Annotated in this window: 24 protein-coding genes; 15 read left to right on the top strand and 9 right to left on the bottom strand. The window is 62.1% G+C overall.

Annotated features, from left to right (window positions below):
• Positions 1-247 precede the first annotated feature (247 nt).
• From ACNA0J_RS05620 to ACNA0J_RS05595, 6 genes are all read left to right on the top strand, one after another.
• Positions 248-1,546, top strand: coding sequence for an MFS transporter (locus ACNA0J_RS05620; RefSeq protein WP_415817276.1), 1,299 nt, complete (start codon positions 248-250; stop codon positions 1,544-1,546).
• A 129-nt stretch (positions 1,547-1,675) separates the two neighbouring features.
• Positions 1,676-2,491 (top strand): fumarylacetoacetate hydrolase family protein, encoded by an 816-nt coding sequence (locus tag ACNA0J_RS05615; protein WP_415817274.1) that lies wholly within the window; start codon positions 1,676-1,678, stop codon positions 2,489-2,491.
• Between the two features lie 2 nt (positions 2,492-2,493).
• Positions 2,494-2,907 carry a nuclear transport factor 2 family protein gene (locus ACNA0J_RS05610; protein WP_415817272.1) on the top strand — a complete coding sequence of 138 codons (414 nt, stop codon included), beginning with the start codon at positions 2,494-2,496 and terminating at the stop codon, positions 2,905-2,907.
• Between the two features lie 56 nt (positions 2,908-2,963).
• Positions 2,964-3,968, top strand: a complete 1,005-nt coding sequence (locus tag ACNA0J_RS05605; protein ID WP_415817270.1) for an ornithine cyclodeaminase family protein — start codon at positions 2,964-2,966, stop codon at positions 3,966-3,968.
• 17 nt (positions 3,969-3,985) lie between these two features.
• The gene (gene hpaH, locus ACNA0J_RS05600; protein WP_415817740.1) at positions 3,986-4,789 is read left to right on the top strand and encodes a 2-oxo-hept-4-ene-1,7-dioate hydratase; all 804 of its coding nucleotides are present in this window, start codon (positions 3,986-3,988) and stop codon (positions 4,787-4,789) included.
• Between the two features lie 47 nt (positions 4,790-4,836).
• Positions 4,837-5,943, top strand: coding sequence for a cupin domain-containing protein (locus ACNA0J_RS05595; protein ID WP_415817268.1), 1,107 nt, complete (start codon positions 4,837-4,839; stop codon positions 5,941-5,943).
• 146 nt (positions 5,944-6,089) lie between these two features.
• On the opposite strand, the gene ACNA0J_RS05590 is transcribed toward ACNA0J_RS05595, so the two are convergent.
• Complete coding sequence (locus ACNA0J_RS05590; protein WP_415817266.1) at positions 6,090-7,001, bottom strand: LysR family transcriptional regulator; 912 nt, start codon at positions 6,999-7,001, stop codon at positions 6,090-6,092.
• Positions 7,002-7,101: 100 nt separating this feature from the next.
• On the opposite strand from ACNA0J_RS05590, the gene ACNA0J_RS05585 reads away from it, so the two are divergent.
• Complete coding sequence (locus ACNA0J_RS05585; RefSeq protein WP_415817265.1) at positions 7,102-7,860, top strand: SDR family oxidoreductase; 759 nt, start codon at positions 7,102-7,104, stop codon at positions 7,858-7,860.
• Positions 7,861-8,076: 216 nt separating this feature from the next.
• On the opposite strand, the gene ACNA0J_RS05580 is transcribed toward ACNA0J_RS05585, so the two are convergent.
• The 6 genes from ACNA0J_RS05580 to ACNA0J_RS05555 form a co-directional block, all read right to left on the bottom strand.
• The gene (locus ACNA0J_RS05580) at positions 8,077-9,132 is read right to left on the bottom strand and encodes an RNA methyltransferase (RefSeq protein WP_415817263.1); all 1,056 of its coding nucleotides are present in this window, start codon (positions 9,130-9,132) and stop codon (positions 8,077-8,079) included.
• Positions 9,133-9,350: 218 nt separating this feature from the next.
• Entirely contained in the window at positions 9,351-9,890 is a 540-nt protein-coding gene (locus tag ACNA0J_RS05575; RefSeq protein WP_415817261.1) for a carboxymuconolactone decarboxylase family protein, read from the bottom strand.
• A gap of 61 nt (positions 9,891-9,951) precedes the next feature.
• The gene (locus ACNA0J_RS05570; RefSeq protein WP_415817259.1) at positions 9,952-11,145 is read right to left on the bottom strand and encodes an MFS transporter; all 1,194 of its coding nucleotides are present in this window, start codon (positions 11,143-11,145) and stop codon (positions 9,952-9,954) included.
• 60 nt (positions 11,146-11,205) lie between these two features.
• Positions 11,206-11,964: an SDR family oxidoreductase gene (locus ACNA0J_RS05565; RefSeq protein ID WP_415817257.1), complete on the bottom strand. Its 759-nt coding sequence runs from the start codon at positions 11,962-11,964 to the stop codon at positions 11,206-11,208.
• 131 nt (positions 11,965-12,095) lie between these two features.
• On the bottom strand, positions 12,096-13,046 hold the full coding sequence (locus ACNA0J_RS05560) for a GlxA family transcriptional regulator (RefSeq protein WP_415817738.1): 951 nt from the start codon (positions 13,044-13,046) through the stop codon (positions 12,096-12,098).
• Positions 13,047-13,199: 153 nt separating this feature from the next.
• The gene (locus ACNA0J_RS05555) at positions 13,200-13,646 is read right to left on the bottom strand and encodes a carboxymuconolactone decarboxylase family protein (protein WP_415817255.1); all 447 of its coding nucleotides are present in this window, start codon (positions 13,644-13,646) and stop codon (positions 13,200-13,202) included.
• Between the two features lie 153 nt (positions 13,647-13,799).
• Between ACNA0J_RS05555 and pdxR the strand changes: the two genes are divergently transcribed.
• Positions 13,800-15,218, top strand: a complete 1,419-nt coding sequence (pdxR, locus tag ACNA0J_RS05550; RefSeq protein ID WP_415817253.1) for a MocR-like pyridoxine biosynthesis transcription factor PdxR — start codon at positions 13,800-13,802, stop codon at positions 15,216-15,218.
• Positions 15,219-15,240: 22 nt separating this feature from the next.
• Here pdxR and ACNA0J_RS05545 read toward each other — a convergent pair whose 3' ends face one another.
• Positions 15,241-15,738, bottom strand: coding sequence for a MarR family winged helix-turn-helix transcriptional regulator (locus tag ACNA0J_RS05545; RefSeq protein WP_415817251.1), 498 nt, complete (start codon positions 15,736-15,738; stop codon positions 15,241-15,243).
• 49 nt (positions 15,739-15,787) lie between these two features.
• Here ACNA0J_RS05545 and ACNA0J_RS05540 point away from each other — a divergent pair, with 49 nt between their 5' ends.
• Positions 15,788-17,290 carry an FAD-dependent oxidoreductase gene (locus ACNA0J_RS05540; protein WP_415817249.1) on the top strand — a complete coding sequence of 501 codons (1,503 nt, stop codon included), beginning with the start codon at positions 15,788-15,790 and terminating at the stop codon, positions 17,288-17,290.
• Here the strand turns inward: ACNA0J_RS05540 and ACNA0J_RS05535 are convergent.
• Entirely contained in the window at positions 17,279-19,270 is a 1,992-nt protein-coding gene (locus ACNA0J_RS05535) for a helix-turn-helix domain-containing protein (RefSeq protein WP_415817247.1), read from the bottom strand. The two genes, ACNA0J_RS05540 and ACNA0J_RS05535, sit on opposite strands and share 12 nt — an antisense overlap.
• Positions 19,271-19,449: 179 nt before the next feature.
• Here ACNA0J_RS05535 and ACNA0J_RS05530 point away from each other — a divergent pair, with 179 nt between their 5' ends.
• From ACNA0J_RS05530 to ACNA0J_RS05505, 6 genes are read left to right on the top strand one after another with little or no spacing between them, the layout of a single operon-like run.
• Complete coding sequence (locus ACNA0J_RS05530) at positions 19,450-20,232, top strand: SDR family oxidoreductase (RefSeq protein ID WP_415817736.1); 783 nt, start codon at positions 19,450-19,452, stop codon at positions 20,230-20,232.
• A gap of 51 nt (positions 20,233-20,283) precedes the next feature.
• Positions 20,284-21,531: a branched-chain amino acid ABC transporter substrate-binding protein gene (locus ACNA0J_RS05525; RefSeq protein WP_415817245.1), complete on the top strand. Its 1,248-nt coding sequence runs from the start codon at positions 20,284-20,286 to the stop codon at positions 21,529-21,531.
• Positions 21,532-21,538: 7 nt separating this feature from the next.
• The gene (locus ACNA0J_RS05520; protein WP_415817243.1) at positions 21,539-22,480 is read left to right on the top strand and encodes a branched-chain amino acid ABC transporter permease; all 942 of its coding nucleotides are present in this window, start codon (positions 21,539-21,541) and stop codon (positions 22,478-22,480) included.
• Between the two features lie 4 nt (positions 22,481-22,484).
• Positions 22,485-23,768 carry a branched-chain amino acid ABC transporter permease gene (locus ACNA0J_RS05515; RefSeq protein WP_415817241.1) on the top strand — a complete coding sequence of 428 codons (1,284 nt, stop codon included), beginning with the start codon at positions 22,485-22,487 and terminating at the stop codon, positions 23,766-23,768.
• Entirely contained in the window at positions 23,765-24,520 is a 756-nt protein-coding gene (locus ACNA0J_RS05510; RefSeq protein WP_415817239.1) for an ABC transporter ATP-binding protein, read from the top strand. The genes ACNA0J_RS05515 and ACNA0J_RS05510 overlap by 4 nt, the downstream gene beginning before the upstream one ends.
• Positions 24,517-25,239 carry an ABC transporter ATP-binding protein gene (locus ACNA0J_RS05505; RefSeq protein WP_415817237.1) on the top strand — a complete coding sequence of 241 codons (723 nt, stop codon included), beginning with the start codon at positions 24,517-24,519 and terminating at the stop codon, positions 25,237-25,239. Before ACNA0J_RS05510 ends, ACNA0J_RS05505 begins: the two co-directional genes overlap by 4 nt.
• The last annotated feature ends 23 nt before the right edge of the window (positions 25,240-25,262 follow it).

Below are 25,262 nucleotides of genomic sequence, written 5' to 3'. Positions count from 1 at the left end.
CTATTTGGCCGGCGCATGCCTCTCCAGATGACCAAGTTGCCCGGAGGCGGGTCATGCGCCCGCGAGGTCCGGCTATCGAGCCGCCGTTTTACCGGATATCTCGCTTATTCAGTCCGTGCATAGAAAGACCCTTGGCGCTATTCATATGGTGCATTTCGCTGATGCAGAAGTTTCAGTGTTTTCGCCAAAAGCGCTCTGCTAAATTGGCCTCCACGCTATCCAAAAGAGAAAAAGCGAGGAGACAAACGTGGACAGTTCAATCGAGAACTTCGTGGGGCGCAGCATACCCGGCGATATGGCGAAGCGCGCGCAAAACCGGCGCAGTGTCGCCCTGGTCGCCGCAACATCACTAGGGCTCGCGGGCGGATATACCGCTCTTTTCGCCGGCACTACTGGTGTCTTTCTGCTGCCGATCGCTCAGTCGCTGGACATTGGGCGCGGCACGGCCGCCAGCTGTATGGCGTTGGCCTCGCTGGGCCTTGCCGTAAGCTCGCCGGTGGCCGGCCGGCTGATGGACCGCTACGGCTATCAGCGCGTCATCGGCGTATCCATCATCTGTTTCGTGATCGGTCTGCTGCTGCTGGCCGCCGGCCCGCTGACGACGACTGCGCTGGGCATCAAGGCTTTCCTGCTCGGCCTGCTCGGCGTCGCAACATCGCCGGTCGGCTACCTGCCGATCCTGGCCTACGCCTTCGAGCGCCGCGTCGGACTGGCATTCGGCATCGCCTCGATCGGCGCGGGTATCGGCGCGGCTTTAGCGCCGCTCTTTACCGGCTGGATGATCCGCCATTACGACTGGCAGACGGCCTACCTGTTGCTGGCCGCCATTGCAGCGGTCATCGGCTTCGTTGCCCATATGATGCTGCGGCGCATCCCCACTCAGGCGCGGAACGCGGACGCGTCGGCCAACGCAAAATCGCCCAACAGCTTGACGGGTGATACGCCAAAGACCGCCTTCACCAATCCACGCTTCTGGCTGATCGGCTTGTGTGTCGCGTTGATCGCGGCGGTCGGTCTGGGCAGCATCGTGCATGTACCGGCACTGCTGTCGGACAACGGCGTGTCGCCGGAAATGGCGGCGGCCGGCGCCGCATTCTCCGCGATCGGCTTGACGATGGGCCGCTTCCTGGTTGGCCTTCTTTTGGACCTCATTCCTGCGCGGGTGTTGGCCTCCACGGTGTTCCTGCTCGGCGGTTGCGGCGTAGCCCTGTTGGGAAGCGCCACGCACGAAACACCCTATCTGCAACTTGCGCTGGGTGCGATGCTGACTGGCATGCTGATCGGCGCCGAAGGCGACCTGGTGCCGTTCTTCGTGAAGCGCTATTTCGGCCTGAAGAACTTTGGCGCCATCTACGGCGTGCTGATTTCGCTGTTCTGCCTGGGCACAATGTTCGGCCCCGCCCTGTATGGCCTGGCCTTTGACCGCTTCCACAGCTACAACCTCGTGATGGTAACCGCCGGCATTGTATGCGTCGCCTGCGCGCTCGGAATTTTAATGATCGGCGCCTACCGCTATCCCGATCCGCATCAGGCGGCCCGCGCCTAAGACACAGTAGACACGCACTCTCTACAGAGGCGTCCCTCAAAACCCGAGTAGTACCCATCGGCGCAGACCACCGTCTGCGCCAAGGGCGGAGCTTTTCCGAAATATCTGTTTTCTGTACTGGAGGTAGCAATGAAGATCGCAAGGTTGGAACACGATGGCCATGCCGTCTGGGGCGTCGTCGGCAGTGAATCTGTCGAACTTCTGCCTGGCGCGCACGACTACGGCGAGGCCCTGGCCGAAGCAACATCGGCTGTTGAACGCGCGGCCTTGCCGATCACGAACGTGCGCTGGCTGCCTCCAGTTGTGTCCAATACCAAAATCATCTGCGCCGGCCTCAACTACGGCAAGCATGCACAAGAAATGGATCGCGGCGCCGGCACCTATCCCTCGGTCTTTCCCCGCTTCGCAGATTCGTTCGTGGGCCATGATGACCAGGTCGTCTGCCCAAGAAACTCCGACCAGTTGGACTACGAGGCCGAACTGGCGGTGGTGATAGGCAAGCCGGCGCGCCATGTGCCGGTCGAGCGCGCCATGGAATACGTGGGCGGCTACACCTGCATGGCCGAAAACTCGGTACGCGATTATCAGATGCACAACCGGCAAGCCACGCCGGGCAAAAACTTCGAGCGATCCGGCGCCTTGGGCCCGTGGATCGTGCCGCCCGATGCGCTGCCAGACCCGCGCGAAGTGCGCGTGATCGGCCGCTTGAATGGCGTCGAGGTGCAGAACGGTGGCTTGGATGATCTGATCTTTTCCATTCCGGCGCTGATCTCTTATCTCAGTGCCTTCACCACGCTGCGAGCAGGCGACATCATCGCCACCGGCACGCCCGAGGGCGTGGGCATGACCCGGAAACCTCCTCGCTACCTGCACCCCGGCGATCAGTTCGAGGTCGAGGTGTCCGGAGTGGGTGTGTTGCGCCACGGCACGCGACAGGAGAATTGAGCATGACGACGACACAACACCTCGATTGCCTTGCTGTCGTGCACGGCTTCTTCGACGCGCTCGACATGCATGCCCACGATCGCGCGCTGGCCTTGTTCGCCGCAGACGGCGTGTGGGAACGTCAAGGCAATACCCTGGCAGGCCGTGCGGCGATCGGCGCCGCGCTGGAGCAACGCTCGCCGCAGCGCCGCACGTTTCACGCCGTCTGCAACCCGGTAGTCAGCCAGGAGTCTCCCAACCAAGCAACCGTGCGCTTCTATTTGATGGCCTACGAAACGCAGCTAGACCAGGACTGTTCGCAGCCACTCACGCCTATCGGTATTCGCCGCTGCGAAGATCGCTTGACCCATGACGGCCACACATGGCGCATCGTGCACAAGGCCAGCCAGGCGCATCTGCCACCCGCCGGCCGCTGACGCGCTTGCTGCCGGCGAATTTGCCGATTCCCTTTTCCATACTTGTGATGACACCGATGAAAAATACCGCTCTCTGGCTGACTGAAGCCGAAGTCGCCGGCCATGTGCCCATGAATGACGCGATCGACACGCTGGAACGCAATCTGATCGAGATCGCAGACGGCGCCGCCTTCAACGTGCCCAAGGCCCTGGGCTCTCTAGGCAACGGCGGCGCGATGCACGCGCTGGCCTCCGCCTCGCCGCGCCTGGGCGTGTGCGGATTCAAGACCTGGGTCCACACACCTAATGGTGCCAAAGCCGTGTTCGCGCTGTTCGGCACGCACGACGGCACTCTGCTGGCCATGATGGAAGCGAATACGCTGGGCCAGATCCGCACCGCGGCCATGACGGCTTTGGGTACCCGATGGCTGGCGCCCGCCAATGCCGATGATCTGGCGATCGTGGGCACTGGCCGTCAAGCCATCGCCCAGGTTTACGCGATCAATACCGTGCGGCCTCTGCGGCGTGTGCGTGTCTGGAGCCGCGACGCCGAACGCCGGCAAGCCTTCGCCGACAAGGTGCGCGCCGACTTGCCTCAAGCCGATGTGACGGTGGCCAGCAGCCTGGAAGCCGCCACTGACGGCGCCTCGTTGGTGACGATAGTGACCCGTGCCACCGAGCCCTTCTTCCGGGCGGACCTGCTTGCCCCTCAAGCGCACTTGAACGCGGTCGGCGCCATACTGCCAGCCAACGCGGAGTTCTTCCCCGATGTGTTCGAGCGCGCCCGGGCGGTGGTCGTGGACGACCTGGACAACGCTCGCAGCGGCTCGCGCGAATTGCGCGAACGATATGGCGCGGACGCGCCGCAGTGGCCGGACGTGCAGACCCTGCATGGCGTCATCAAGCGCGGCGGCTTGCCCGCCGGAGGCAGCGGCGACATCACGCTGTTCAAGGCTATGGGCATGGGGCTGTCCGACTTGGCCATCGCCGCGCTGGCCTATGAGCGCGCCTCCACCACGGCCGGCACGTCGCAGACGGTGCCGTTGACGGCGGCCGCGCCGATCCGCTGGGCCAAGGGCTGAGCCAGGGACGCCGCATGATGTTGACCGATACCCAGATTGCCATCCTGGCCGCTGAACTGGATCAAGCCGAACAGAGCCGCACACAAGTACGCCATTTCTCGCGCCGCTTTCCGGACATGACTATCGCCGACGGGTACGCGATCGCGCGTGCTTGGTGCGGCTTGAAACTGGCGCGCGGCCAGCAGGTGCGCGGGCACAAGATCGGACTGACTTCCCGCGCCATGCAGCAGGCCAGCCAGATCAACGAGCCGGATTATGGCACGCTGTTCGATTCGATGTTCTTTGACAGCGGCCGCGACATTCCATTCGAGACCTTCATCGCGCCGCGCATCGAAGTCGAACTGGCCTTCATTCTCTCCCGGCCGCTGAAGGGTCCCGGCGTGACCCTTTTCGACGTCCTGCGGGCCACTGAGTTCGTAACGCCGGCTGTAGAGATCATCGATGCGCGCATCGAACAGTTCGACCGGGAAACCCGCGTGATCCGCCGAGTCACGGACACGATCTCGGACAACGCTGCCAACGCCGGCGTCGTGCTGGGCGGACGGCCCGTGCACGTAGATGCGGTGGACCTGCGCTGGACCGGCGCCTTGCTGTACCGCAACGGCATCATCGAAGAATCTGGCCTGGCCGCAGCGGTGCTCGACCACCCCGCACATGGCGTGGCCTGGCTGGCCAACTGCCTTGCCCAGTGGGACGAGGGGTTGCAGGCGGGCGAAGTCGTCCTCGCCGGTTCCTTCACTCGCCCGGTGACGGGCGCCCGGGGCGATACCTTCCAGGTCGACTACGGGCCGCTGGGGGCCATCAGCTTCCGGCTGATCTAACCGGCCCCACATCTTAAAAAATTCCTATCTGTACAGCGGAGAAACAAATGTCCGAGACTACCTCCTATCGTCTGGTGAACGTCAGCGGCACCGTACCGGCCCCGATCACCCATTGGGCTCCCGTGTTGGTGCCGCGCGAGGCCATCGAAGCGGAAATCCAGCGCCTGGCCGATGAGCCGGCGCCCGCAGATGGCCGTCGTGCCGCTGTCATCGTTCACCCCGAATGTGTCGACGGCACGCAGGGCTTCGCTCCCGGCGTAGACGTCACCATCGAAGTGCTCAAGCCCGGCGAGCAAACGCGCCCCATGCTGCGCAACTCTAACCAGATCCACTTCGGTATCCAGGGTTCCGGCGCTATCCAGGTCGGCAAAGAGACCCTGGCTACGGGTAAGTGGGACGTCGCCTCGATTCCGTCGATGCAGCCTTATAGCTGCAAGAACACCGGCAAGGAACTGTGGGTGCGCCTGGTCTACTCGAACGCTCCGCTGCTGCGCAAGCTCGGCGTGCACTGGTCGGACTACGCGCAGCCCGGCTGGGAGATCAAGGCCATTGCCTCGACGGCGGGTGTGAACGTCGACATCAATCGCGCCAATGCGCCCGACATTCAAATCTCGGCCGAGGGCGCGCGCTTGCGCGGTTACGAGTTTCTGACCGACATCGAAGTAGTCGAAAACCGGCCGCTGGTCTGGCCCTGGGAGTCAGCCACGCCGTTGCTCTCGCGCGAGCGAGGCGACGGACTGCGCAATATCATCCTGCTCTACAACCCCGCCACCGAGCGGCGCAATGGCACCACCCACTCGTTCTTCGCGACCTTGTTCTCGATACCCAAGGGCGTGCCGCCACGACCGGTGACGCGCGGCCACAAGCACAGTTCCGTTGCGATCAACTATCACTTCGTGGGACAGGGCAAGAGCGTGGTCGACGACGAGACGATCCACTGGAAAACCGGCGACCTGCTGCTGTCTGGTCCCTCCTGGTCCGAGCACGCCCACTATTACGACGGGCACGGCGCCCAGGTGCTGACGATCCAGGATCATCCGTTGCACATTGGCATGGAATCGCTGATCTGGCAAGAACGCATGGACGGCCCGATCCTGAACCTGGGTTCGGAAGCCGGCCAAAAGGGCTATGTCGGCCCGCGTCAGGCCGGCTAAAACGCGGGAGAACCGTGCGGCAGATATCATCGAGCCAAGGCCGAATGCAGGCCACGTCCGCGGCCCTGCATTCGGCCTTGGCTCGGGCCGTGAACCAGCGCGGCGCATCAAGGGAACTTTAGTTACAGCCCTGCCTTTGGCAGGGATTACGGCGCCGCTTCGTAGCGAGGGGATTGGAACAGTTCCAGGAAAATGCCGCGCAACCAGGTGTGCGCCGGATCGTCGTCATGCCGCATGTGCCAATACATGTGAACGTCGAACACCGGTTCGGGAAAGGGCACAGGGTGGATCTCGAGCGAAGCCCGCCCTCCGAGGTGCCGGCCGATGCGAGAAGGCACGGTGGCAAGCAGGTCCGATGTGCCGATGACTTCCGGCAGAGCGAAATAGTTAGGGATGCGAAGCATGATCTTGCGCGGCACATTGAGGTCGGCCAGGTTTTCCTCCACCGGATCATCCGGCGGCATGATCATCACGTGATAGCTCTGCTCGAACACCTCGCGGGTGAGCGTCTTGCGGCGTCCAGGCTGCTTGCGCCGCAGCACCACGCACCCATCCTGGAACAATGGCTGCTTGCGCATCGTCTGCCGCGGCATGTTGAGATGGCCCACCGCGATGTCCACCTCGCGGTCTCGCAGCATCCGCTCATAGCCGGACCGCGGCGCCTGGAAGATGGCCAGCTTGACCTGCGGGGCCTCCTCACGCAGCCGACTCATCAGCGCTGGCGCGAGCAGCATCTCGCCCACATCCGAAAGCAGCAGGCGGAACTCCCTGGTGCAGTCCTCGGGCCGGAAACTCGACGAGTCGATCAGCGAATCCTTGATGGTCTCGAGTGCGACCCGCACAGGCGTGGCCAACCGCTCGCAGCGCTCGGTGGGTTCGAAGCCGCCGGGCGTGCGCACAAACAATCTGTCGGAGAGCGCTTCCCTCAAACGTCCCAGCGCGTGGCTGACCGCCGGCTGGCTGAGATTGACCTCTTTGGCCACCTCGGTGAGGTTTCTCAGCCGATACACGGAATCAAAAATTTTCAGGAGATTCAAATCCAATCTGTTGATGTCCATCTGCGCCCCCTCTTGTCTTTTACCTTGCTTCGTCGCAGTGCCTGGCGCAACCGCGCGGCAAGGATAACGCGTTACATCCAGCCCACATACGGAGTTCATCATGTCCGCAGTATCCCGGCAACCGAAAGGCCTTTTCGTCATCACCGGCGCTAGCCGAGGCATTGGCGCGCAAATCGCGCGCCTGGCTGCACGCACGCATCCCGTGGTCATACTTTACCGGCATGACCGAGAGGCCGCTGATAATCTTGTACGCGAAATCGGCGTTAACGGCGGCCGGGCCTGGGCAATCATGACCGATGTCGGCGACGAAGCGGCTCTGTGCGACGCATTCCGGCGCATCGACGCGCTGGGCCGCGTGGCCGTGCTGGTCAATAACGCAGGCTTGACCGGTGGCGCTTCACGTGTGGCGGATCTGCGGGGCGAGGCGCTGGCCCAAGTACTGCAGGTGAATGTGTTCGGCGCCTTTATCGCCACGCGCGAGGCCGTGCGGCGCATGTCTACCCGGCAGGGCGGCCTGGGTGGCGCCATCATCAACGTATCCTCGGGCGCGTCGGTGCTGGGCGCGCCCGGCACCTGGGTCCATTACGCCGCCTCCAAGGGCGCGATTGACACTTTGACAATAGGCTTGGCCAAGGAGATTGCGGCCGAAGGCATCCGAGTCAACGCGGTACGGCCGGGCGTGATCGACACTGAAATCCACCACCAGCGCACGCCACAGGCACTGGCCGCGATGGTCAACGCCATTCCGATGGGACGCATGGGCACAACGGCCGAGGTTGCCGAAGCCGTACTATGGTTGGCATCGCCCGCCGCATCATATGTCACGGGTTGCCTGATGGACGTGCGTGGGGGATTTTGACGTCCTGAACTAATGCTAATGAAGCGGCCCGCCACAGATTGCTGTAGCGCCGCGTTCAATGGATCAAGCAGGTCTTCCCTCGTATTGATTGACGTATGTCTCAATCGATGTCCATTTTCGGCCATAAGCGGACGGTCAAGCTAAAGGCATCCACGCAATAAAAGAAGCTAACCTCTCAAGTTGTCCTTAAGAAACTCGGGGGCGGATAGGCCTGGCCTAGGCAGCTTCTGGTTTTGCAGTGCGCTTGCGGCGCAGTTCAACTACTTGCGCTGCGCCAACGGCGCGAGCACGCAGTTGCCCACAGCCACCATCCACATCCTGCCCAGCGCTATTCCTTACCTTGGTCAGCACACCACGGGAGTGCAGATAGCGCACGATCTCGCGTATGCGCTCGGAATCAGGGCGCTGGTAGTCATCCCCTTCGAGACTATTGAAGGGAATGACGTTGAGCACGCCGTACTTCCCCTTGAGCAGACGCACGACTGCATCGAGTTCGTCGTCGCCATCGTTGATGCCCTTGAGCAGCGTCCATTGATACTGGATCGGATAGTTGGTGTCGCGAGCGTATCTCTCGCCAAGTTCGATCAGTTCTTCCGGCGCAATTTTCGGGGCGCGCGGCAGCAGGTGTTCGCGCAGTTCGGCCTTGGTCGTGTGCAGCGACAGCGCCAGCGCGGGCTTGATGCGTTGTTGCGGCAGGGCTTCGAACACACGCCGGTCGCCCACGGTGGAGAACACGAGATTCTTGTGGCCGATATTGCCTTCGGTGCCGAGCAGATCGATTGCTTCGAGCACGTTGTCGAGGTTGTGCGCCGGTTCTCCCATGCCCATGAAGACGACCTTTTTCACCGCGCGCAGACGCCGCGCCAGCACGACTTGGGCGAGGATTTCCATGCTCGTGACCTGGCGGATCAGGCCGCTCTTGCCAGTCATACAGAAGCGGCAGCCGACTGCGCAGCCGACCTGGGTGGAGACACAAAGACCGTCGCGCGGCAACAGCACGCTTTCCACCATCTGCCCGTCGGCGAGCTCGACGAGCAAGCGCGAGCCACCGCTGCCGGTATGTTCGGAGCGGACGCGGGTGAGGCCGTCCAGTTCTGCCGTCAAAGCGGGCACAGCGTCGCGCAGCGCGAGAGGCAGAAAATGCTCGGAGCTGCGCCGTCGCGTACCGATGTCGAGCGCTTGCCCTTTTAGCCAGACGCGCACGACCCGGCCGCGATGAACGGGCAAGGCGCCGAGAGCGGCGAGGCGTTGGTCGAAGTCGGAGAATCGCATGGGAGGCGGATTTTACTCTGCCCCCATCTGAACCGGTACTACCAATTAGGGGAGGGCCCGCCCTGCGGCCACTCCGGCCAGCGGACGTCGCTTATGAATCTGAGCTTTACTAGTACAAACTCACCTAACCCACTCACTCACCACTTAAGACTAGGAACGGTCATCGACCCGATTCGACCGGACGTATCCTACTGATCGCCTTACCCCAGCCAATCGCGTTACTTGAGTTCTGGAAAATCCACGACGGTGTCATTCACTCGGTTGAACACATTCGTGAAGGTGATGACGGAGATCGCCAATGCGATATCCACTACAGCCTCGTCCGGAAAGCCCGCCGAGCGCAATGCAGTGAATGACTCTGCATCGAGGGTACCTCGGCCCTCCTGAAGGCGCCGGACAAACTGGATCAACGCATCGCGCCTTGCGTCTCCGGTGGCTTCCAGAGCCCTGATAGCGCGCACCGTATCCACGGGCAGGCCGGACGCCTTAGCCGCCAAACTATGTGCCGCGACGCAGTAATCGCAACCGGCGATCGCGCTCACCACCAGCTTGACGGTCTCGCGCTCCTGTGCGGAAAGAACACCACGCGCAAGCACCGCGTCGGCGGACAGCATCGCCTTAAGCGCCTGCGTATTCAAGGCACCAATGGCCGCATAGGCGTTGGGGACGATCCCCACTGCTTTACGGATACCGGCAAAAACGTCGGCCGTTTCGCCGGAGGCGCTAGTAGCTGCGGGGGTGTTGATACGGGAAGTCATTTTCTTGAATCCTTTAAAGTGGTCTTGGTGGAAAACGAGTGCAACTGGCGCGTAAAAAAGCTCAAATTTTTGGGGCAATGGCGGCGTTCAGGCCCAAGGCGATCAACTCCGCCAGGGTAGCCGCCACGCCGATCGCCCAAAGGGCGCCTGCGTCCAACATGGCAGCCCCCAGGGCGCTGCCAACGGAAAAACCAAAATACATAGTCGACGTATTAAGCGCCAGGACAACCGGTGCCTGCGACGGGACGCCCGCGCCGATCAGCCTAGCCATCTGCGCGGGAAAAAATGACCACACGGTAAAGCCCCACACGGCGACGGCCGCCAAGACCAGACCCAGCGAAACGCCTCGGGATAGCACTGTTGCAATGGCTAATGCCAGGAACGACAAACCCAACAGCACGAGCGAGCCACGCACCACGCTGCCTGCCCCAAAACGGTCGTTAAGTACTCCGCCAGCCATGACCCCCGCGGCCGCGCAAAGCCCCCAGAGCGAGACGGACGCAGTAATCTCCAACGGACCGAAGGCCAGCACGGCGCTCAGATATTCGGCGAGATAGGGATAGGCAACAAAGGCGCCAATGGACCAGAACAGGCTGACCGCCAGCAGGCGCTGCACTGAACGCTGACGAACAACCGAGAACCGTTGGCGCAAGCTGGCAACCTCGATACTCTGTCCCGCTTCGCGATCGATACCGGTCCAAACTCCCGCGATAGCCACGATGCTCATCGCGCCCACCATCAGAAATGTTGCGCGCCAACCGAAGGCGTGGCCGATCAGTCCGCCAAGCGGCAGGCCCAGTGCAATGGCCAGTGTCTGTCCCGCACTGACGATGGCAAGCGCCCGCCCCCGCATCGCGGGAGGGACGATGACGCCAGCCAGTCCGTTGGCAGCCGGCACATAAAGCCCCGCTGCAATGGCCATTAGCACCCGCGCGACGATCAATACGGTGAATGACGACGATAGCGCTGCCACCACATTGCCAATGGCGAACAAGACCATGGCAATGAGCAACACCTGCTTGCGCGCCATCCGGCCGGTGGCCACAGTGGTGAGCGGCGACGACAATGCCAACACCAACGTGAACACGACAACCAACAGAGCGATGGTGGGAACCGACAGCCCAAAGTCTTGCGCCATGACTGGCAACAACGGCGCAATCATGAATCCTTCTGTGCCTATGGCGAACGTCCCCAAAGCCAGGAATCCGGCCGGCAGCAACAAGGCGCGCGAATCCTGCGCGAGCGTTGCGGTCATGAAGAAACTCTCCTATAAATGCAGCCCGGGCGAACGCCGGGCGGCATCAATCCACGTGCTTTACACCGGGATGGGGTTAGCTGCGATTTCAGCGTTGAAACCATCAATCAACGCGTGCTCGCCAATCCCAGGGTTATCGCGCAAGGCACGAATCGCCTCAACAAACACTTCCGGCGCGTCGGTTGCCAGCCCCTTCATCGTTTCGGCGATGAAGGCGTCAAGCGGCATGGCGCGAGGGTCACCGCTCTTTTTGATGGGGTCGGTGTCGACCCACGGAGGCGCGATTTCCTGGACAGTTACGCTGGTGCCTTTGAGCATGAAACGCTGTGACAAGGCATAGGAGTGCAGCGCCGCCTTCGACGCGGAGTAAACCGCATTAGTGGCGATAGGCACGTAGGCCAGCACCGAGGTGTTGTGGATGATGGCGGCGCGCGGTTGAGTCTTGAGATGCTCGATGAGCGCAGAAGTCAACCGGATCGGGCCAAGCAGGTTCGTATCAAGAATCCGGCGCGAAACGGCATCATCGATGCGGCCTGACGGATCGTCGAACGGCATGATGCCTGCATTGTTGACCAGTACGTTCAACGCCGGATAGTCGCGGATCAGTTGCGCGGCGACGCGGTCGATGTCGGCTGCATCAGAAATGTCCAGGGCCACACCCTCGATCCCGGGATGCGCCGCAGCCACTTCATCCAGCAGAGCCTGCCGACGCCCGGCGATGATGACTTTGTTGCCCAGAGAATGAAACTGCTCGGCCAGCGCGCGGCCGATGCCGGAGGTGCCGCCAGTGATAAAGATCGTGTTGCCCGTCATTTGCATGATTTGTCCTTGTCTGACGCCTGGATGGCGTTTTCAATGGACGTACTATGCGCGGTTCCGGAAAAGACTCAAATGTCATAGATCCGACAATAACGGACATGGAAAATCAGCGCTTCAAAAAACCCCAGCGATCAGGCCGACTCGCGTTCTTGCATCGACATCAGGTCCCGCTTCACACTGGCTGGCGGCTGGCCCAGGTTACGCAGGAAAGCGCGCCGCATCCGGTCTCGGTCCGCAAAGCCTGTGTCGCGCGCCACGATTTCCAGGGGATGGCGGCCGTCTTCCAACATAACGCGGGCGGCCTCGAGCCGCAGCATTTCCACGGCTTTGGCGGGAGACCTTCCGGTCTCTTCGCGGAATACCCGGCTGAACTGGCGCGGAGACAGGTTGGCAGCTTCCGCGAGCTCTTCAACAGACAAGGAATTGCGCAGGTTTTCTCGGGCATAGGCCAGCGCACGTTTGACCCGGTCTGAACGAGGCTCCAGCGCCAGCATCGCCGAAAACTGCGATTGCCCGCCGTGGCGGCGATGGTAGACAACGAGTTTCCGAGCCAACAGCCGAGAAAGCGTGGGCCCATGGTCTTCCTCAATCAGCGCCAGCGTCAGGTCAATAGCGGATGACATGCCAGCGGATGTCCAGATGTTCCCGTCACGGACAAAAATGCGATCCTCTTCGACCTTTATCCTCGGAAAGCGCGTCTGAAGCACGTGTGCATGTGCCCAATGCGTGGTGGCGATGCGGCCATCGAGCAGGCCCGCCTGCGCCAGCACAAAAGCGCCAGTGCATACCCCAGCCACGCGGCGGGCCTGGTTACCCGCGAGGGCGATATACGCACTCAGCCCAGGCGAAATATCCTGGGGCACCAATTGCCCAGCAACCATCAGCGTGTCGGGCACGAACCCTAGCTGTGTCGTTTCGATACCTGCATTCATCGACGACCTGATCGTGCCGCCCTTTTCGGACAACACTGTCAGCTGATAGCCCATGTCGCCCAGCTCCGCGTTGGCCAATTCAAAGGCAGAAAGCGCTGCCAAGCCCATCAACTGGAAGCCGTCTTCAAGGATCAAACCAACATGCCGCATCATGCGTCCTTCGGGAAATGGAAGATCAGAATAATCCCCCTCCGGAGCAGCATCCAATTATTGATGGGAATCGGTCTACTTTGTTGCATTATTCTGACGTAGGGATATGACCTCCATCCCGCCTGCTTCCACAATATGCGTGTGGGACCCACATCACGATTTGGCAGCAACAGGGAGCCGAAACGGCGCGCCCAGTCGGTTGAACGCATTCATTGCGGCGATCGTGATCGTGAGGTCGACAAGGTCTTGGGGCGTGAACGCTGCCGAGGCGGCGGCATACGCCTCATCCGAGGCATGCGTTTCGCTGATACGGGTCACCTCCTCAGCCCAGGCCAGCGCAGCACGTTCCTGGTCGGAGAACAGGTGGTGCACCTCATCCCAAACCGGCACCAACGTGATCTTGTCGATCGACATGGTTTTCCTGAGATCGCGGCTGTGCATGTCGATGCAGTGAGCACAGCCGTTGATTTGCGAAACTCGAAGGAACACAAGGTGGACGAGTTCCTCGGGGAGGTTCGTCTTCCTGGTGACGTAGTGGTGAATACCAAAAAGAGCCTTCGCGCCGTCAGGTGCAATCTCCTGCCAGTTCAAGCGGGTCATCTCAGTCCTTTCCTGTTGTTGATGGTGGATAGCATCGCGGTCGGCGCGCCAGGCGGCCTATCGACTTCGACCGCGATCCATGTCATAACTCCACGATACTCCGCCGGGAGTTGGAGAAACAGGCCCAAAAAATGCCGAAACGATTGATCCAAGATGACTGACCCGAACGCGCCTGCTGTGCTTTCCATCCAGGTGGACCGTGCCACCGCCGTGCCTATCGGCGACCAGATCCATGCGAACCTGCGACAGGCAATCGTCGACGGCCGACTTGCACCCGGACAGCGTTTGCCTTCCGGTCGGGACCTCGCCGTGCAGCTTGGCGTAGCGCGCGGTACCATCCGCGTGGCCTACGAACGACTGATCGCCGAAAACCTGGTGTTCGGTGCTGGCCCCGCCGGCACGCGCGTATGTGCACGGCTGCCTATCGGCCGAACGGACGACGAGACGTCGCTCGACGGGCCTTTAGCAGGTTTCACCCGCCCATACTCTAGCGCCCCGCTACCATTCCAGATGGGCGTACCAGCTCAAGATGCGTTTCCCGCCAAGCTCTGGGCGCGCATGCGGGCGCGTGCCGCACGCGCCGATGCCATCGCTTACACGGCCTACGCCGACCCGCGCGGCGAACCTGCACTGCGGGCCCATATCGCGAGCCACCTGGCCGTCAGCCGACGAATGCAATGTCATCCCGATCAGATTATCGTCACCAGCGGATACCGGCACGGCCTGATGATTGCACTGACGGCACTACGCGCACACGGATGCAAGGCGTGGATTGAGGAGCCAGGTTTTCCGCTAGCGAGACGCGCACTGGAACTGATCGGAGCCGTGATAGAGCCCGTACCCGTCGATGCCGAGGGAGTGCGCGTGGAAGATGGCATCGCCAGCGCGCCGGACGCGCTGCTGGCACTGGTCACCCCGGGCCAGCACGCACCGCTGGGCGTGCCTCTGTCGTCGGCACGAAGACACGCCCTGCTCGATTGGGCAGCAGCGAGTGGCGCCTGGATCATCGAAGACGACTATCTCGGAGAACTACAGCTCGATGGCCGGGCGGCACCAGCCCTTGCCGCAGGTGCAGGCGCCGAGCGCGTGATTCACATCGGCGCGTTCAGCAAGACGATCAGCCCGGCGCTGGGTCTCGGTTTCGTCGTCGCCCCACGCTCCGTGGCGGAGCGCCTGGTCGAGGTCTCCGCCGTGTTGGCCCCCGCTCCGAACCAGACCGCCCAATTGGCGGTCACGGAGTTTCTGGCGGGTGGACACTTCCTGCGGCACTTGCGTCAGATGAAAGCTCTTTATGCCGAGCGTCGCAGCCTCGCGCTACAGCATGTCAGTGAGTTTCTACCGGGCACGCTGACGGCAGGCCTGGGCCTGATCGCACCGCTCCCACAGGCCGCCGACGACAGCACCCTAGTCGGTATTGCCCGCACACACGGCCTCGCGCCGTCTGCGCTTTCCCCGTGGTACCTCCGCCGCACTCATGCGCAACGTGGCTTGCTACTCAGCGCGACGAACCTGCGCCTCGACAACATCGATGCCGCTTGCGCGACGCTTGCGAGAATCGTTGCGTCTTATTGACTCGTAACCCGCGCTTCATACCTCAACGCTCGCCGCCCCCAGGCTGTGTGCCCTGCTCCAGCGCCTCTGCGAACTTGCGCATCAGACGCACCAGGTCCGTGATGTCTTCTGCAGTCCAGCCCTGAAAAATCCCCCGTGCCAGACGCTCGCGGGCCAGGTCAAGCTGGTCAGTCACGGCCTTGCCTTTGGCAGACACCACCGCTTCGCGCATCCGCCTATCTACCGAATTCTCATGCCGCATCACCATCCCCATGCTTTCGAGCTTGGCGAGCTGGCGACTGATGGTCGTGTAATCCCTGCCCAGGCGATCAGCCAGATCCACCACGCCGATCGGGCCCACCCGTTCGATCACCACCAAGAGGCGAAAAAGCGCTTGGTCCAACTGCACGCCGGCTTCCGCGATCAGCCGTTCGTCGTTTCGCGGGCGGTTCATCACACTCACGATCGAAATCAAGGACCGATGGAGATCCTTCAGTTGCGCCGAGATATGTGTATCTTGCACTTTCTTTTTGGTGACCATAAACTGTCCTCCTAATATGTGTATTTTACACATACCTTGGAGAAATGATATGCGTGAGCCTGTTGATGTCCTGGTCTGCGGTGCTGGTGCTGCTGGCCTGACCCTGGCAATAGAACTGGCACGGCGCGGCGTGCGCTTTGCCCTCATCGAAAAACTCCCTTCCCCTTTTTTGGGCTCGCGCGGCAAAGGGATTCAACCGCGCACCCAGGAGGTCTTTGAAGACCTGGGGATCCTGGATCGAGCCACGGCTGCGGGCGGGATCTACCCCACGATTCGCAAATACTCGAATGACGGCAGTTATGTGGATCAGAAAGTGACGAATGCTGCTGAGCCCACGCCTACCGAGCCCTATCCGCTGCCGTTGATGGTTCCTCAATTCAAGACCGAAGCAGTCATGCGAGAGCGCTTGGTTGAACTGGGCCATGCGCCGGAATTTGGTGTCGAGCTGACCGGGATGGTGGTCAGCCCCGACGGGATAGAAGTCCAGCTCGCCACCCCTGAGGGCGAGCAGACTCTCCGTGCCCGCTATCTGGTGGGCGCCGACGGCGGGCGCAGCTTTGTGCGTAGCACCCTGGGGATTGGCTTTCCGGGCAAGACCTTGGGCGTGCGAGCCATCGTGGCCGATGTCGTGCTGGAAGGGCTATCGCGCGATGTCTGGCACCAGTTTGATGGTGGGGACGCAGGCCCCCTGGCCATCTGCCCGCTCGCAGGCACCGATCTGTTCCAGATCCAGGCGCCCGTCCCCCTGGAGGGCGACATCGATCTCTCCGCGGCTGCGCTAACCGAACGCGTTGCTCTGCACACAAAACGCACGGACATCACGGTCCATTCGGTTGCCTGGTCCTCCACCTACAACATGAATGCCAGGCTCGCCGATCGGTACCGGGATGGCTCTGTGTTCCTGGTCGGTGATGCGGCGCATGTCCATCCCCCCACCGGTGGACAAGGCCTCAACACCAGCGTGCAGGACGCCTACAACCTGGGCTGGAAGCTGGCGGCTGTGCTCGCCGGCGCGCCTGAGGCACTCCTAGAGACCTACGAAGCCGAACGTCGGCCCGTGGCTGCGGACGTACTCGGCCTGTCGACACGTCTGCTTGCTGGTTTCAAGACCGGGGACAACAGGCGGCCCCGTGAAGTCCAGCAACTGGACATCGGCTATCCCACCTCGTCGTTATCATTTCCGTCGCAAGCCGCGAGCAGACTTGCTTCGGGCAATCGCGCGCCTGATGCCGTTGTGCGTGGAGCAGGCGGCAGCCCAACGCGCCTGTTCAACCTGTTCAAGGGCACGCACTGGACCTTGCTGGTCAACGGCCCCTCGACCTTTCCGGCAAGCGCTGGCTTGCACATCCACAGCATCGGCCCCGGCATGGAGATCGAAGATCACCTGGACCAGTTCGCCAGGTTCTATGGCCTCGGTGAGGGCGCCGCCGCGCTGGTCAGGCCAGATGGCTATTTGGCGGGAGTCTTTCACGAGGATCGAATGGCAGCGCTGCGAGAGCACCTGGACCGGTATTGCAAATGTCCCGACCTAAGCCACGGTTCAGCCCCCTAGCTTCCATAGCCGCAGCGCCATGTGCAGTTCGAGTACCCGCGGCATTTCTTCCCAATCTCCGACCAGACGCTCGATGCTCGCCAGCCGCTGCCTCACGGTGTTCAAATGTATCCCGAGCCTAGAGGCGGTCTCCGTGGCGTTCTGCTTGTGGTCGAAGTAGGTCAGCAGCGTCGCGGTCAGCTCCGATCCACGCTGCTGATCGTGCGCAATGAGCGCACCTATCGTGGAGCGCAGGAACTGATCGAGACCGTTGCGATCCTGCGTTTCGAACAACACCGAATACAACGCCATTTCGTTTTGCTCGACGAGATGGCCGCGCAGGCCGAGCCGCATCGCCACCGCAAGAGATCGCCGCAACGAGGCGTAGAGGGCCGGCATTTCCGCTGCGCTATACACCGGGCGCGAGAGGACGCCGATGTGGGCACCGCCCAGTTCACGGCGGGCGAAATCAGTGAAGGCTTCCCGTAATGCTTGCGCGTTCGTGGACGCGCATACCGCGACTAGCACGCCATCCACCTCATCAAGCACCATGCCTGGCACGCCCAGCGCGGCGCGCGCGCGTCCAGCCAAAAAGCTGGCCTCCGGCAATCCCGCATCGAGCAGGGCCAGAATCATGGGCTGCGAGATATCGAGCCCGTGGCGCTCTGCGCGCTGGCGCGTTAACGTCGGTTCGCCTTGGCGGGGCGAGATCAGTGTCTGCAATAGCGCGGAGACGTCACGGTGCCGGCTTTCCTCCATTCGCTCCTGCGATAGAAGCACGATGCCGATGACACTGCTGCTGCGCTCGAAAGTCCGGATGGAGGTGTTGCTGAGATCTTCGCGGCGAAACAGCAGGACCGATCCCAAGACACCGCCGCCGCCGATCACCGCGATGGCGCGGCACAGCTCGCCATGGCTTTCATAGGCGATCGTGGAACGGCCGGCGCGGCGGCTATCCCGCAGGGCTTGCGTGAAGGCCGCGCTGTGGGCACCGTGCGGTGTGTAGGCGTGCGCCGCCGGACTGGGACGGCCCTCGGGATCAGCGTGCGCGACGACATGATGGGTTTCGTCCAGAACCAGAACAGTGCCTTGCAGCAACTGGGCAATCGATTGGCAAAGTTCGCCCAGCGTGGCGCCGCGAGCAAGCAGCGAGGTGAGACGTTCATGCGCTTCGACGGCGCCTTGCACGTCAGAGGCATGCCGCTCCAGCTGGGCCCTGGCCTGATTGGTGGCTTCCAGCGCCGATTGAGCGTCGGCGAATGCCTTGGCATTGGCGATCGCCACGGCGGCATGCGTGGCCAACGTCGACAGGATGGAAATATTGAGTGCAGTGTGCGTGCGATGGTAGCGATCAGCAACGAACAACAAGCCAATCACCTGATCGTCCCGGATCAAAGGAGCGCCGACCATTGCCGTCACGCCTTCGGCGCGAAAAATGTCGTCCAGCACCTGATCGTGTTCGAAGCGTGCGTCCTGCAGATAATGCGGCGTGGAAAAGGGCAGGCGCGTAGTCATGACGACGCCGGCCACGCCGCGATTGCGCTGCGCGGTCATGCGGCCGATGGGCTCGGAAATCGCGCCATCGACTACCACCACCTTGAATTCGTCGGCCTGCTCATCATAGATGGTCAACCAGCACAGATGCGCCCGCAAAAGTCTGCGCGCGCGCACCACGATGGCCTTGAGCAATTCCGTCAGATTGAGACGGCCGGCCAGATCCTGCGCCGACTCGATGACCGCGAGCATCCCCCGTTCACGTTCCTCATGCTGTTCGAGCCGATTGCGAATGGCCATGGCCATTCGCGCGAGTTCGACCAGATTGTTTTTACTCCGCAGGCCGTCGGGTAGCGCCTCGATCGCGGCCAAACGGGTCGCGAACGCCTCGGCAGAGGCGTCTTCGTGCAACAGGCCGATCAAGCCGGCGGCGATCGATTCCGTCTCGGTGTGTGGCGACACGTCGAGATCGGGACTCGGGGACGGCTTGCGTTCGGATGGGTGCATGAGGCCTGGTTGAGCGCTTGGCCCGGACAGGAGCAGCGTCGGACGAAGGAATGCGATTTGTGTCAAAAGTGTATATCAATAAGCGCTTATTTATGTACAGATTGCACATAGATGGAGGAGGCTATGTATCAGACACTGCCGTTATGAGAAAGGAGGAACCCTTGGTGCATACAAGTTTTATGGATTCGCTGCGACCGCCGCCCGGCCTGCGCGTACTGGTTTCTGCGGGCGCGTCCGGCATCGGCGCGGTCGTAGCCCGCGCGTTCTGCGAGATGGGCGCCCGGGTGCATGTATGCGACATCGATCACGCCGCGCTGAGACGGCTGGCGACCGAGGTTCCCGGCATGACAACGAGCGCCGCGGACGCCTCGGTGCCGCGGGACGTGGATGCAGTATTCGACGATGTGAAAAACGCGCTGGGCGGCCTGGACGTGCTGGTCAACAACGTCGGAATCGCAGGTCCCACGGGGCCGATCGAGGAACTCAAAAGGGGCGATTGGGAGCGGACCGTCGACGTCAATCTCAACAGTCATTTCTATTTCGCCAACCGCGCGGTGCCGTTGTTAAAGGCCTCCACCCACAACCCCGGTCTCATCGCGATAAGCTCCGTGGCGGGTCGGCTGGGCTACGCCTTGCGCACGCCCTACTCATCGACGAAGTGGGCGCTCATCGGGTTCATGAAATCCCTCGCCATCGAACTTGGCCCGCACGGCGTGCGCGTCAACGCGATCCTGCCAGGAACGGTCGAGGGTGAGCGCATGGACGGCGTGATCGGCGCGCGCGCCGCCGTCGCGGGCGTGCCGGTCCAAACGATGCGCGAAGAGTATCTGCGGAAAATTTCGTTGCGCCGCATGGTCACGGCCGAAGACATCGCGGCCACGGCGCTGTTCCTGAGTGCACCCGCCGCGCGCAATATCACGGGCCAAGCGATCAGCGTGGATGGGAACGTGGAGTATCTCTAGAGCGTGGCCAACCGGCCCTTCAATATTTTCATTAAAAAAAGGAGACAAAACATGAGCAAGCTCGATATATCTCTCATCGCCGGCGCCTGCATAGTGGCTACGGCCTGCGCCGCTCCCGCCGCGGCGGAGCCTGTCAAGATAGGCCTGGTCGAAACGCTGTCCGGCCCACAGGCTTCCTCTGGGCAGGCCTATCGCTCGGCAGTGCGCTTTGCGGTGGACCGGATCAATCAGGCCGGAGGATGGAACGGCGAGCCGGTGCAATTGCTGGAATACGACAACCAGGGCGGTCCCGCCGGCGCAGCGGACAAACTCAAGGCAGCTGCTGCCGATGGCGTTCATCTCATCGTACAGGGTGCTTCATCGGCCATCGGAGGGCAGATTACCGAAGACGTACGCAAATACAACCTACGCAACGCGGGCAAGGAGATGGTCTACATCAACGTGGGCGCCGAAGCACTAGAGCTGACCGGCGAGAAGTGCAATTTCTATCATTTCCGTTTCGCCAGCAATGCGCAAGTCCGCGTCAAAGCGCTGATCGAGGGCATGAAAAAAGCGAACGCGCTGGGCACCAAGGTCTATGCCATAAACCAGAACTATTCCTGGGGCCAGGACATGGAGCAGGCCACCGTCGACAATCAGAAGGCCGGCGGCTATACAGTCGTGGCCAAGACACTGCACGACGTGAATCGCATCCAGGATTTCGCACCCTACGTCGCGCGCATCGCGGCCTCCGGCGCAGACACCGTTATCACGGGCAACTGGTCCAACGACTTGCTCTTGCTGATGAAGGCGTCCAAGGCGGCGGGACTGAAGGCGCGCTATGGCACAGTCTACCTGGATCAACCAGGCAATCTGGCCAACGCGGGCGACCTGGCCCAAGGCAATTTTGTGGTGCATACCTTCAACGCCGAGGCAGGTCAGGCCGATGCCCAGCAGTTCGTAGACGATTACCGCGCCAAGAACGGCAGCGCGCCCGTGTTTGTCGAGCCGCAGACGTTCTTCGGCATGCTGATGGTGGCCGATGCACTCAAGCGCACACCTCCCGAGGATGGAAAACTGAACGTCAATACGTTCGCCAAGGCGCTGGAGTCGGCCCGTATCCAGACGCCCATGGGCGAGATGAGCATGCGCGAGCAGGATCACCAGGTTCAGATGCCGATGGTGGTGTCGGTCGTGTCGCGCGACGCAAAACTGAAGGTGGACGGCACGGACATGGGGTTCACGCCGGTGCTGTTGCTCTCGGCACACGAGGCCGCCACGCCGCCGCAGGCTAGCTGCCAGATGAAGCGTCCTGGCTGACCGAACCATGGAACAACTCCTGTTCTCTTTGATGAACGGCATCATCTACGGGCTGGTGCTGTTCATGGTGTCCGCCGGGCTCACGCTCATCTTCGGCATGATGGGCGTGCTCAACTTCGCACACGCTTCCTTCTACATGCTGGGCGCCTACTTCGCCTACACGCTGCAGGGAACGCTGGGCTTCTGGCCTGCCGTGGTTGTCTCGCCGCTGCTGGTTGGGCTAATCGGAGTGGTGGTGGAGCGCTACTTCCTGCGCCGGGTGCACCGGCATGGCCATGCGCACGAGCTGTTGCTGACTTTTGGCCTGTCGTTCATCATCGCCGAGTCGATCAAACTGTTCTATGGCAACTATCCGGTCGACTATCGCATTCCCACTTCCCTCGATTTCTCGGCGTTCAGCATTGGCGCGACGCAGTACCCGTTCTATCGACTGTTGATGGGCGGCATTGCCATCGCGATGTTTATCGCGATCTACCTCGTGTTGACGCGCTCGCGCGTCGGCATCGTGGTGCGCTCCGCCATCTACAAGCCGCACATGACTGAGGCCCTGGGTCACAACGTGCCGCTGGTGTTCATGGGTGTGTTCGGCGCAGGAGCGGCCCTGGCCGGCTTGGCGGGAGCAGTGGCCGGGGCGTTCTACACCACCAATCCGAACATGGCGCTGGAACTAGGCGTGATGGTATTCGTGGTGGTCGTGGTCGGCGGACTGGGCTCGCTGGCTGGTGCGATGCTGGCCTCTCTGCTGATCGGCATCATCACTTCGCTGGCCGTGACGGTGGACAGCAGTCTGGCCGACGCTTTGGCGCTAGTTGGCGCCGGCGACTGGGCGCGCAATCTGGGCGGGCTGATGACACTCAAGCTATCGAGTCTCGCTGCGACGCTGCCATTCGCGCTGATGCTGCTGATCCTATTGCTGCGGCCCGGCGGTCTCATGGGAGAGAAGGAATGATGCGATGAGAATCCACTTGATTGCCGGCCTGGCTGGCCTCGTCCTCATGGCCGCACTGCCCTACCTGTTGTCGCAGGGCTTGCTCAATGCAGCCATCCAGATGCTGATCGCCGCGCTGTTCGCCAGCGCCTACAACCTGCTATGTGGCCAGGCGGGCATGCTGTCGTTCGGCCACGCGGCGTATTTCGGCGTGGGCGCGTTCGCCACAGTGCATGCCATGAACGCCGTGGGCGGCGCGGGACTGTTGCCCACGCCGTTTATGCCGTTGGCTGGCGCCGTGGGCGGATTGATCTTCGGTGGAATCGCAGGCTGGTTCGCCACGCAGCGCAGCGGCACCTATTTCGCCATGATCACGCTGGCCATCGCCGAACTGGTCCATTCGCTGGCGCCCCATCTGAAAGGGGTGTTTGGCGGTGAAGCAGGCCTATCGACCATGCGCATGCCTGCGTGGGGGTTCGACTTTGGGTCCACAACTCAGGTGTATTACCTGACCCTGGCCTGGGTGCTGGTGTCGTTGGCCCTGCTCTATGCCTATACCCGGACGCCACTGGGCAGGCTGACTTTGGGTTTGCGCGAGAATAGCCACCGGTTGCGCTTTCTTGGCTACAACGTGCATGGCGTGGCCACGCTGGTGTTCGCGCTGTCGGCTATGTTCTCCGGCGTGGCTGGAAGCCTGCAGGTGATATCGAACGAATCGGCGAACTATGTGGTGTTCGATCCGGCGCTGTCGGCTGCCGCAGTCCTGAACACCTATATCGGCGGAGTCCAGGTGTTCCTCGGCCCCGCGCTGGGCGCCTCGCTGATGACGTTCTTCGGTTACTTCGTCTCAGACTTGACGCGCTCATGGCTGCTCTACCAGGGCATCCTGTTCGTGCTGGTGATGATGTTCATGCCCACTGGCCTGAGCGGACTTGTGGGCCAGGCGGCGAGCTTGCGCCAGCGTTACGGGCTGGCGCGGACGATGCCGTTGTTCGGATTGGCCGTGGGAGCAGCGGCAGCTGCCACTGCGGGAACTGTCTTCCTCGTCGAACTGCTGCAGCGCCTGTTTTCGCAGGAATACCGCGCCATGCTGCAACTCGATTCCGGCGGCGCCTGGCCGAGCGTGACGCTGTTCGGGCATCCGTGGCAAGTGTCCTCGGTCACCACCTGGGGACTTCCCGCACTGCTGTTTGCAGTGGCCGCCCTGCTGGCGTGGCGCTACCGTTTACGGCTGTCCGCCTGCGAGTCCGCCCAAGCTGCTCAGCCGACCTTGGCACCGCATGTCCTTGATTCGAAGGAAGCCGTATGAGCGCATCCATCCTCAGCATCCAGGACCTGCGTAAATCCTTCGGGCCAACGGAGATTATCCGGGGCGTAGACCTGGACGTGCGTGTCGGCGAACGGCACGCGCTCATTGGTCCCAATGGGGCGGGGAAATCCACGCTATTTCACTTGGTGTCTGGCCAGCTTGCTCCATCCTCTGGATCGATCCGGTTCGAGGGCCGTGAAATCAACGGCAGTTCGCCCCAGGCGATCAATCGCCTGGGGCTGGCCCGCTCGTTCCAGATCACCAACCTCTTTCCCCGTCTGAGCACCTTCGAAAATCTCCGGCTGGCCGTGATGCGCGCACATGGCCTGCAGTACGCGTTCTGGAAGTTCATCGACCGTGACCGACGCATCCGCGCCGAAACCGAACTCCTGCTGGAGCAAGTCCGGCTGACGTCGAAGGCCAAGGCCATCGCCGGAGAGCTGGCGTATTCCGAGCAGCGTTCGCTGGAGATCGCCATGACGTTGGCCTCAGACCCCCGGCTCATCCTGCTGGACGAACCCATGGCCGGTATGTCGCATGAAGAAACTGCATACACCTCGGAGTTAATTCGCGAGGCTACGGCAGGACGTACCCTGATGATCGTGGAGCACGACATGGACGTGGTCTTTTCATTAAGTGACCGTATCAGTGTGCTGGTCTACGGACAGGTGGTGGCGACCGGTGCGCCGGACGAAATCCGCGCAAACGCCGCCGTACGCGAAGCCTATCTCGGCGACGAGGTGAGCGCATGAACCAGACAGAGACGACACTGCTCGAAGTCGAAAACCTGCATGCACACTACGGAAAAAGTCATGTGTTGCATGGCGTGGACCTGAAGGTGGCACGCGATGAGGTAGTCAGCCTGGTGGGTCGAAACGGCTCCGGGCGCTCGACCGCGATGAAGGCCATCATGGGCCTGGTCCCACCCACGTCCGGTCGGGTGCGCCTGCTGGGCCGAGACGTGGCCGGGCAGCGTCCCTATGCGATCAATCGCGCCGGCTTGGCCTACGTGCCCGAAGAGCGCGAGGTGTTCGCCAACCTGACCGTCGATGAAAACCTGCGCATGGGCGAGCAGCGGCCTGCGTCCGGCGCCCATCGTTGGACGGTGGAACAGATGTTCGATTACTTCCCGCGCCTCAAGGAACGGCGCAACACCAAGGCCGGCAGCCTGTCGGGCGGTGAGCAGCAGATGTTGACCATCTGCCGCTCGCTGCTGGGCAATCCGCTCGTCATGTTGATCGACGAGCCCACGGAAGGCCTGGCGCCGAAGATCGTCGTCCAGGTCGGAGAATGCATCCAGGACATGCATCGCAAGGGCGTGTCGGTGGTACTAGTGGAGCAGAAGCTGACCATCGCGTTGAAGGTGTCGACGAGGGTCTGCGTCATGGGCCACGGCCGCATCGTTTTCGAGGGCAGTCCGCAAGCGTTGGGCTCGAACGAATCACTGGTTTCCCAATGGCTTGCCGTGTAGGCCCAGCACATCTACAAGATCTC

It is taken from the genome of Bordetella tumbae (genome assembly GCF_965139195.1).
In the GTDB taxonomy this organism is placed as follows: Bacteria; Pseudomonadota; Gammaproteobacteria; order Burkholderiales; family Burkholderiaceae_B; genus Bordetella_A; species Bordetella_A tumbae.
This window is presented reverse-complemented; position numbering and strand designations above follow the sequence as displayed.

What these genes read in the sequence shown, in the direction of transcription:
- ACNA0J_RS05615 (WP_415817274.1), top strand. Translation starts at nt 1,676, where the DNA reads ATGAAGATCGCAAGGTTGGAACACGATGGCCATGCCGTCTGGGGCGTC.
- ACNA0J_RS05505 (WP_415817237.1), top strand. Translation starts at nt 24,517, where the DNA reads ATGAACCAGACAGAGACGACACTGCTCGAAGTCGAAAACCTGCATGCA.
- ACNA0J_RS05570 (WP_415817259.1), bottom strand. Translation starts at nt 11,145, where the DNA reads ATGACCGCAACGCTCGCGCAGGATTCGCGCGCCTTGTTGCTGCCGGCC.
- ACNA0J_RS05510 (WP_415817239.1), top strand. Translation starts at nt 23,765, where the DNA reads ATGAGCGCATCCATCCTCAGCATCCAGGACCTGCGTAAATCCTTCGGG.
- ACNA0J_RS05560 (WP_415817738.1), bottom strand. Translation starts at nt 13,046, where the DNA reads ATGCGGCATGTTGGTTTGATCCTTGAAGACGGCTTCCAGTTGATGGGC.
- ACNA0J_RS05590 (WP_415817266.1), bottom strand. Translation starts at nt 7,001, where the DNA reads ATGGACATCAACAGATTGGATTTGAATCTCCTGAAAATTTTTGATTCC.
- ACNA0J_RS05540 (WP_415817249.1), top strand. Translation starts at nt 15,788, where the DNA reads ATGCGTGAGCCTGTTGATGTCCTGGTCTGCGGTGCTGGTGCTGCTGGC.
- ACNA0J_RS05575 (WP_415817261.1), bottom strand. Translation starts at nt 9,890, where the DNA reads ATGACTTCCCGTATCAACACCCCCGCAGCTACTAGCGCCTCCGGCGAA.
- ACNA0J_RS05545 (WP_415817251.1), bottom strand. Translation starts at nt 15,738, where the DNA reads ATGGTCACCAAAAAGAAAGTGCAAGATACACATATCTCGGCGCAACTG.
- ACNA0J_RS05535 (WP_415817247.1), bottom strand. Translation starts at nt 19,270, where the DNA reads ATGCACCCATCCGAACGCAAGCCGTCCCCGAGTCCCGATCTCGACGTG.
- ACNA0J_RS05605 (WP_415817270.1), top strand. Translation starts at nt 2,964, where the DNA reads ATGAAAAATACCGCTCTCTGGCTGACTGAAGCCGAAGTCGCCGGCCAT.
- ACNA0J_RS05610 (WP_415817272.1), top strand. Translation starts at nt 2,494, where the DNA reads ATGACGACGACACAACACCTCGATTGCCTTGCTGTCGTGCACGGCTTC.
- ACNA0J_RS05525 (WP_415817245.1), top strand. Translation starts at nt 20,284, where the DNA reads ATGAGCAAGCTCGATATATCTCTCATCGCCGGCGCCTGCATAGTGGCT.
- ACNA0J_RS05565 (WP_415817257.1), bottom strand. Translation starts at nt 11,964, where the DNA reads ATGCAAATGACGGGCAACACGATCTTTATCACTGGCGGCACCTCCGGC.
- ACNA0J_RS05580 (WP_415817263.1), bottom strand. Translation starts at nt 9,132, where the DNA reads ATGCGATTCTCCGACTTCGACCAACGCCTCGCCGCTCTCGGCGCCTTG.
- ACNA0J_RS05530 (WP_415817736.1), top strand. Translation starts at nt 19,450, where the DNA reads ATGGATTCGCTGCGACCGCCGCCCGGCCTGCGCGTACTGGTTTCTGCG.
- ACNA0J_RS05555 (WP_415817255.1), bottom strand. Translation starts at nt 13,646, where the DNA reads ATGACCCGCTTGAACTGGCAGGAGATTGCACCTGACGGCGCGAAGGCT.
- ACNA0J_RS05520 (WP_415817243.1), top strand. Translation starts at nt 21,539, where the DNA reads ATGGAACAACTCCTGTTCTCTTTGATGAACGGCATCATCTACGGGCTG.
- ACNA0J_RS05585 (WP_415817265.1), top strand. Translation starts at nt 7,102, where the DNA reads ATGTCCGCAGTATCCCGGCAACCGAAAGGCCTTTTCGTCATCACCGGC.
- hpaH (WP_415817740.1), top strand. Translation starts at nt 3,986, where the DNA reads ATGTTGACCGATACCCAGATTGCCATCCTGGCCGCTGAACTGGATCAA.
- ACNA0J_RS05515 (WP_415817241.1), top strand. Translation starts at nt 22,485, where the DNA reads ATGAGAATCCACTTGATTGCCGGCCTGGCTGGCCTCGTCCTCATGGCC.
- ACNA0J_RS05595 (WP_415817268.1), top strand. Translation starts at nt 4,837, where the DNA reads ATGTCCGAGACTACCTCCTATCGTCTGGTGAACGTCAGCGGCACCGTA.
- pdxR (WP_415817253.1), top strand. Translation starts at nt 13,800, where the DNA reads ATGACTGACCCGAACGCGCCTGCTGTGCTTTCCATCCAGGTGGACCGT.